Origin of the sequence: Halobiforma nitratireducens JCM 10879, assembly GCF_000337895.1 — an archaeon.
Classification (GTDB): domain Archaea; phylum Halobacteriota; class Halobacteria; order Halobacteriales; family Natrialbaceae; genus Natronobacterium; species Natronobacterium nitratireducens.
In genome coordinates, this window is sequence record NZ_AOMA01000005.1 from 22,978 (window position 1) to 30,229 (window position 7,252).

2 protein-coding genes and 1 tRNA gene are annotated in these 7,252 nt (G+C 58.8%); all 3 read right to left on the bottom strand.

The annotated features are described in order from the left end of the window. Nucleotides 1–794 precede the first annotated feature (794 nt). Nucleotides 795–3,962: a GAF domain-containing protein gene (locus tag C446_RS00815; protein WP_006671141.1), complete on the bottom strand. Its 3,168-nt coding sequence runs from the start codon at nucleotides 3,960–3,962 to the stop codon at nucleotides 795–797. Between the two features lie 692 nt (nucleotides 3,963–4,654). After that, nucleotides 4,655–5,578: a hypothetical protein gene (locus tag C446_RS00820; RefSeq protein ID WP_006671142.1), complete on the bottom strand. Its 924-nt coding sequence runs from the start codon at nucleotides 5,576–5,578 to the stop codon at nucleotides 4,655–4,657. Nucleotides 5,579–5,851: 273 nt separating this feature from the next. Then, nucleotides 5,852–5,925 (bottom strand) — tRNA-Lys (locus tag C446_RS00825). Between the last annotated feature and the right edge of the window lie 1,327 nt (nucleotides 5,926–7,252).

Sequence of the window (7,252 nt, forward strand, 5' to 3'; positions counted from 1 at the left end):
GGGAGTCGAGCGAGATTTCCCTCCAATAACGGGGCCTTTATATTTGTCTCGTCAGTTTCGTGGTCGAACGACGCTCTATCATCTTCTCTTAAGTATCGGAGCCGAATATGTCGGTCTCAGACCGGTCTTCTCTGGATATCAACGACTCACTCGAGTTCGACAGGGACTCTCGGCGAATATTCATATCTGGTTTCGTCTATAAGCCGAATCAGAATTCGCATAGCCACCGACTCAGTTATCAGATTACGGTGGAGCGTTCGTCGTCTTCGAATCGCGGTTACTCCAGTGACACTCAATAGATTACAGGCGTACACTCGTAATGGAGTCTCGAACAGTCGAATATGCAGTCGCCTACGGGAACTGGAGACTTGTGCGTAGTCTCGGAAACAGTGCTCGAGTCGGGGCGAATACCACGGCGGAACGGTGACCGACGATCTGCTGATCTTGCACCGAAATAACTGGTTCTCAGACAACATAAACTTTCTAAACTATGTTTATAAATCTGCTATATGTTAGAGTGAATCGACGCGTTCCCGTAACCATTGGTCGATCCGTTATTCCGTATTCCTACTTTGAAGGAGTAGAAGCGGTTTATGAACTGCAGTCTGACCCAAGATTAGAACGTGAACTGTACTCCTCGATAAGTAAATATACTGCCCAAAACAGGATATAAACTTCTCTCTTATACTTCTATATATTCATTTTAAGATCGCCTGCGTATTATACCACTCACTGCCGAAATCCGACAACGAGAGACCAGCAATCTCCGGGTCCACTGAAACGGCAGAACGAGATCAGTTCTCGGCAACTCGCTCGCCATCGAACTCGGCGATATCGGGCCCCACCGGCTCGAGCAGGCGTCGCTGAATGGCCCGCAACTGCTTCGAAAACGCCGGCTGGGAGATTCCGAGCGCTTCGGCGATTTCTTTCCCCGTACTCTTTCGAGGCTGCTCGAAGAACCCGGCGTGATACGCCGCTTCCAATACGTCTCGCTGGCGCGCGCTCAGACGATCCTCGAGAAGCAGTTTCCCGAGATCAAACGCCGGCCAATCCCCGTCGTACGCTCCAATCTCCGCTTCAGGATATCGCTTCTCGAGGCGAGCGACGAACGGTTCTCTGTCGAGTCGGTGCGGGAGGGAAACGTCGAGCCGGTACGCCGACCGGGAGACGACCGTCGATTGAACGACCGCGCCGAGGGCGGCCACCGTCCCGGGTACGTCCTCGTCGACGACCGTAACCTCCAGAAGCGGCGACTTTCCGTCCGCGACGATCCGTACGTCGTCTATCGCCGTCACGACCGCTGCCTCCGACATCGCTACGTCGGCCTCACAGCCATCGATCACGACGTAGTGGAGCTGTCCGTTACCGTCTCGCGGAACGCTCCGGACGAGGTGTAGGTCCGCCTCGAGTCGGGAGGAAAGGTCCGTCATGGCGTCGGTAACGCCGTCGATCTCGAGTCTGAGTCTACGGTTCTGATGCCACTCCTGTCCTTCCGAACTGCTCTCGCGCAACGCCTCCCGAACGTCGAGACTCGCGTAGGCGTAGCCCAGCACCGATCCGAGTTCCTCCAGGATCGCGGCGGTTCGCTCGTCGAACCGATCCGGACCGGTGCTAAGCACCGTGAGCGTGCCATAGCTGACCTGTTCGTGTCGAATTGGGACGCTACAGACCGCCTGGTAGCCCTGTAGCAACGATCGCCGTCGCCACTCGGCCTCGCGGGGGGCTGTCGCGAGCGACGATTCGACGACTGCAGTTCCGTCCGCGAGAGCGTCGGTCGCCGGATCGGTGTCCTCCCCCGACGGGCCCAGCTGGGTCGCAAACGACTCGAGAGTAGATTCGGTGACGCCCGCATGTGCGACCGGCTCGACGCCGCTGGAACCGACGCCGACGCCGGTTGCCGTCTCAGTCTCGCGGATCGGGTCGCCGATCCAGACGCCGTCGAAGCCATCGATCTCGAGCAGCGTGTCGCACGTTACACGCTGTATCTCTTCGCGGGACCCTGCTGCCGACACCGTAGCTACCGATCGGAGGGCATCGACGAGCTGGTCGGCTCGAGTCCGTGCCCGGCGCTGGCCACGGAGATTCGCACGGAGCTGCGAGATCGTCTCCCGGTCGTCGAGTCGTTTCACTGCAGCCGCCGCGAGTCCACACAGGACGGTGAGTACGGGTTCGTCGTCGGCTCTCAGACCTCCCGGATCGGCCGCCCCTGCAACGAGGACTCCGTATTCGCCGATCGGGACCAACAGCTGTGCCCGAACCGAACTCTCGTCCGGAAAGAGACGCGTCATCCGATCGCTGTCCGCGGTTTGGATCGCTCGCTGCTCGGCGAAACACCGCCACAAGCCGTGGCTGCCTGGCGAAACCGACGGGAGCTGATCGGCCCGAATCGCGAGCCCGTCCGAGACGGCGCGGGGGGTCAACTCCCCATCGTCTTCGTCGTGGACGTACAGCGCCACACCCGCGGGTTCGAGGAGGTCCGTCGCGGTCTCGAGAACTGTTCGGTCGATTCGGCTCTTTGTCTCTGCACGCCGGAAATCCGCCGCTGCGTCCGCGAGGCGGTCGAACGCTCTCCGATACCGGTAGCGGTCGGAGGCGTCGGCGATGGCGCAGTATATCGTCGTCGCTCCATCGCTCGTTCCGCCGCTCGTTCCGTCGTGACTGACACTCGTCGTTACGATCGAGACCGGGAGTCGATCACCCTCTGCGGTACTTACCCGAATCGGCACGCCATCCGCAAACTCCGTCACCGCGTTCGCACCAGTGTCCGTCGGCAGCGCTCGCGTCCCATCCCGATCCCGTTCGAGGGTCGGAAAGACGACGCGACGGTCCCGGCCGACGAGTGCCTCGGCATCGTGTCCGGAGAACTGCTCGAACGCGTCGTTGACCTCGAGGACATCGCCGTCGTCGCCATCGATCGCGACGAGCGGAAGCGAGTCGACGATCGATCCCCAGCTTCGATCCGCAACCTCACCGGTTGCGGCTTCGCCTCGCCGCTCGAGTGCGATACGCTGTCCGAGCGCCGCTGCCATGGAGTCCGCCACTGCACGGAGTTTCTCGTCCGGAAACCGTGGTTCGGTCACGTAGTAGGCGAGGACACCGACTTTGCGTCCGTCTGCGACGACTGGAACGCCGTACGCCGCTTTGAAATCGGATCGTTCGGCGATCTCGGTCCGGATGTATCGTTCGGGAGGTTGCTCCGATACGTCGTGGATCCACTCGCTGTCTTCGGTTACCCAGACCCGTCCGGGGAGCCCTTCCCCCGGCCGAAACGACGTGGTTTTCGTGATCCGAACGAAGTCCCGCCAGGCCTCCTCGAGTGCGTAGGACTTCGCGTGGACGAGCCGGTCCCCCTCCGCGGTCGGAACCCACAGCTCCCCGTACTCCCACTCGGTAACTTCACAGACATCGGTCACGGCGGTGTGAAGTCCGTCTTCGATGGTTTCCGTGCCCGATAGTTGCTGTTGGAGGTCGCGAAGGCTGCGGAGATATCCCTCGCTTGAGGACCCACGACAGTCGTCGACCGCGTTCACCACCTGGTCGACGAGCTGCTTTCCGGTCCCGGACTCGTCGCTCCGGGGAACGTACTCCGTGACACCGGCGGCGATCGCCTCGCTTGCGACTGCTTCGTCGCCGTCGGCGGTCCACAGTACGAACGGCAGCGTTTCGTCGCGTTCCCGGACGGCGCGAAGCAACTGGAGGCCGTCGCGGTCCACGGGATCGCCGACGTTCGAACTGTCGCGGCCGAACGACAACTCGCTGACGACGCAGTCGATCTCGGCCGATCGAAGCTTCGCCATCGCCCCGTCGATCGACGTGGCTGTGACGACGCGTCCGATCTCCGGCTCGACCGCTCCCGTGAGGGACTCGAGAACATTTCGGGGACCGACTACCAGAATAGACAACTCGGGTCCGTGAACCGAGGTATCGAGGGCCTCGTCGCCGGGAGAAGAATCCGGTGGCATCGTTTACCCTCTTCTGGGAGCCGCCACGACTAAAGTCGTCGGGTTGACCGGATCGGTCGACGAGAGTGGACGCTTTCGGCTGGGCAGGGGACCAGACCGTAGCCATTCAAACCTGACCATTAGAAGATAGTGACAGAAGAATCATGTTCTCTGGAGTTCGGAACGTGGCCATATCGATCGAATCTCGAGAGAAAGCCGATACTCACGCTCATCTCTAGTATCAGACTCAGTGAACTGGAATCCGGTGCTACTGATCCGGCCGGTTCTCTTTCCATCGATTTCGACGCCCACATTGCCTCTCTCCGATTGACTCTGGTTCGGGCGAATAACATCAATTGAAAATATATTTATATTCATATTTAAATACTAATCTGGTATTTGTACGAGTGTCATAGTCCTATCGTCCCGTCGGTCACACATCTCTCGGCATGGTTTCTTCGGACTGGCTACTGGCGTTCCTGCTTGCGGACTCGAGTCACCCCAGCACGTGACCGTCGACTCGCTTGCCGTCGAAAGAGGATCAGCTCTCGATCGGAGCAGAAAACGTTCCCGACTCCGACTATCGAACATGTACTCGTCCGAGAGGTCTCTCGAGAGACACCTGTTTGTATCGTGACGACGCAAAGAAGCAGTTAGGGTGGTATTTCGGTCGTTGCGTGACGTACCGAACACCGAGGACCGAAACTGATCGACTACTCCCCCGCTGCGTTCGGGTTCTTCTCTTTCCCTTGATAAATTGCGGCTACGTACGGTTCGATACCCGTTTTGACGTGGTCATAAACGTAGTTCGTGAGGACAACCAGTGCGACCATCTGAAGTTTCAATGCTATTAGTGTCAGTTCCTCCGCATCGGACCCGTCGTAAAGGTACGCCTGTTCTTTCAGCCCGTCCGGAATCTCTCGAGAGGGAATATTCTGAGAGAGTGACTTGTGTGCAATAAGATCACGCATTTGTTTCAGCCGTTCGACCTCCGACACACTGACATCGTCGAGGAGGTCCTCGTCATCGCTTATCGGCTCGTGGAGTCCTTCCTCGAGAATGCGCTCGTAAACCTTTGTCACGTTATACTGGGGATCGGACGCGTCGATTCCCCCCTTTTCGGGAACGAGACGATTGACGGCAACGATTCCTAGATGCTCCAGTGCGGCACAGATGTTTATGATTAAATGTTGGATGTGGTACGGATCGTGTCCATCGAGATAGTATCGTTTTATCAGCTGACCGTTGGTTATTAGGTCCGCGACGATCCCGATACACTCGAAGACGTTTTCCAGCGGCCGTTTAACCTTGTAGATTACCCCATCGTATCCACGTACTCGCTCGAATTCCGACTCCTCGACAACCGATTTGTAGGATGGAAACTCCGTGTAGAGTTCGATCACGTCCCTCTTTAATGACTGTAGATCTTCTCTTGCTTCCGCGCCGAATATCGAGCCTTTCCCGAGTATGTGGAGAAGTCGATCGGTTGTCGCCATACAATCGTGGGAGTACGATTCGATCTTCTCTATTTCCTCGAACTCGGCAGCGGAAACACCTCGGTGAATCTCCTTCGGTTCGTCTTTTCCCGTGAAATAAACCACTCTCTCCTCGGGGTCGTACGTAACGATATCAGACATAGCTACCTCTTGTCCTTGCTACTGTTAATATATTCGACACTGGGTCGGTAGTGGTACGGCGGGGTTTGGGCTGTTCCTACCGCGACCTCGAGTTCACAATCACATTCCCGACCTCCGACTCCCTCGGACTCCAATGCGAGCACGGAACGAGGGCCGGGCACGATTATGAACTACGCCGAGACGTTCCTGCTCACTTCGTTGCGCGGGCTGCGACTCGTCTAGTCCAAATCGCTCTGGCCGCTTTGCTCCTCACGAAAATGTTCGTCGCAAAAGCGGGCCGGGCGCGATTTGAACACGCGACCGTCTGATTAAGAGTCAGACGCTCTGCCGGACTGAGCTACCGGCCCTGTGCCTCCGACTTTTCGTCGGTCGTTAAAATACGTTTCCCTTGGTGAGCGTCGTGACAGTGAAGCTCACGCGCTCGCGGACGACGTTTCGTTCAGTGTGGGACACCGTCGAGCGATACGCGTCGCAAAACGTACCAATCTTCGGGAGCGTTAAGTGCGGTCGGTCCGACCACACGCTCAATGAGTACGGGGGTTACGATTTCGTCGATCTCTGACTACGCTATCTTAGGCTGTGGGAGCGTCGGCTACGCCGTCGCCGAGGAGTTGGTCGAACAAGGAAAGGACGTCCACATCATCGACCGCGACGAGAGCCGCGTGGAATCGCTGCGTGATCAGGACTTGGACGCTCGTACGGCCGATATCCGCGAACCCGAGGCTGCCGACCTCGTGGCTGAACGGGACGTGGTCCTGATTCTGGCGTCGGACGTCGAATCGAACAAGCAGGCCGTCGAACACATCCGGGAGCGAAACGGCGGCCAATTCGTCGTCGCGCGCGCGAGCGATCCCGTCTCCGGCGACGAACTCGAGGAGCTCGGTGCCGACATCGTCATCAATCCCTCCTCGGTGATCGCCGAGTCCGCCCTGCGTGCCCTCGAGTCCGGCGAACTCGAGTACAACGCCGGTAAGCTCGCCGATCTGCTCGAGGAGACCAGCGAACGGCTGGCGATCGTCACGAAGGATAGTCCGGACCCGGACTCGATCGCTTCGGCGGCGGCGATGCAGGCGATCGCGGACCACCTTGGTGTCGAGTCGGATATCATCTATCTCGGGGACGTGGGACACCAAGAGAACCGGGCGTTCGTCAATCTACTCGGGATCGATCTCGTCCAGTGGGGCGAGATCGAGGAGTTCTCCCTCTACGATACGGTCACGCTCGTCGACCACGCGACGACCGAAGCGATGGATCTCGAGGTCGACGTTCTCATCGACCACCACGAGCCCGACGAGGGGTACGAACCCGAGTTCGTCGACATCCGACCGAACATGTCCTCGACGTCGACGATTATGACGAAGTACATCCAGGAGTTCGATATGAACGTCTCCGAGGAGGTCGCCACTGCCTTGCTCTATGGCATCCGCGCGGAGACTCTGGATTTCAAACGCGACACTACCCCTGCGGACCTCACTGCGGCCGCTTACCTCTATCCCTTCGCGAACCACGACACTCTAGAGCAGGTCGAGTCGCCGTCGATGTCCCCGGAGACGCTGGATGTCCTCGCGGAAGCGATCGCCAACCGCGACGTTCAGGGGAGCCACCTGGTCTCGAACGCCGGGTTCGTCCGCGACCGTGAGGCGCTCACCCAGGCCTGTCTCTTATACACATCTC

Excerpts from the sequence above, each read along its gene's own strand:
- C446_RS00815 (WP_006671141.1), bottom strand. The coding sequence starts at position 3,962 with ATGCCACCGGATTCTTCTCCCGGCGACGAGGCCCTCGATACCTCGGTT.
- C446_RS00820 (WP_006671142.1), bottom strand. The coding sequence starts at position 5,578 with ATGTCTGATATCGTTACGTACGACCCCGAGGAGAGAGTGGTTTATTTC.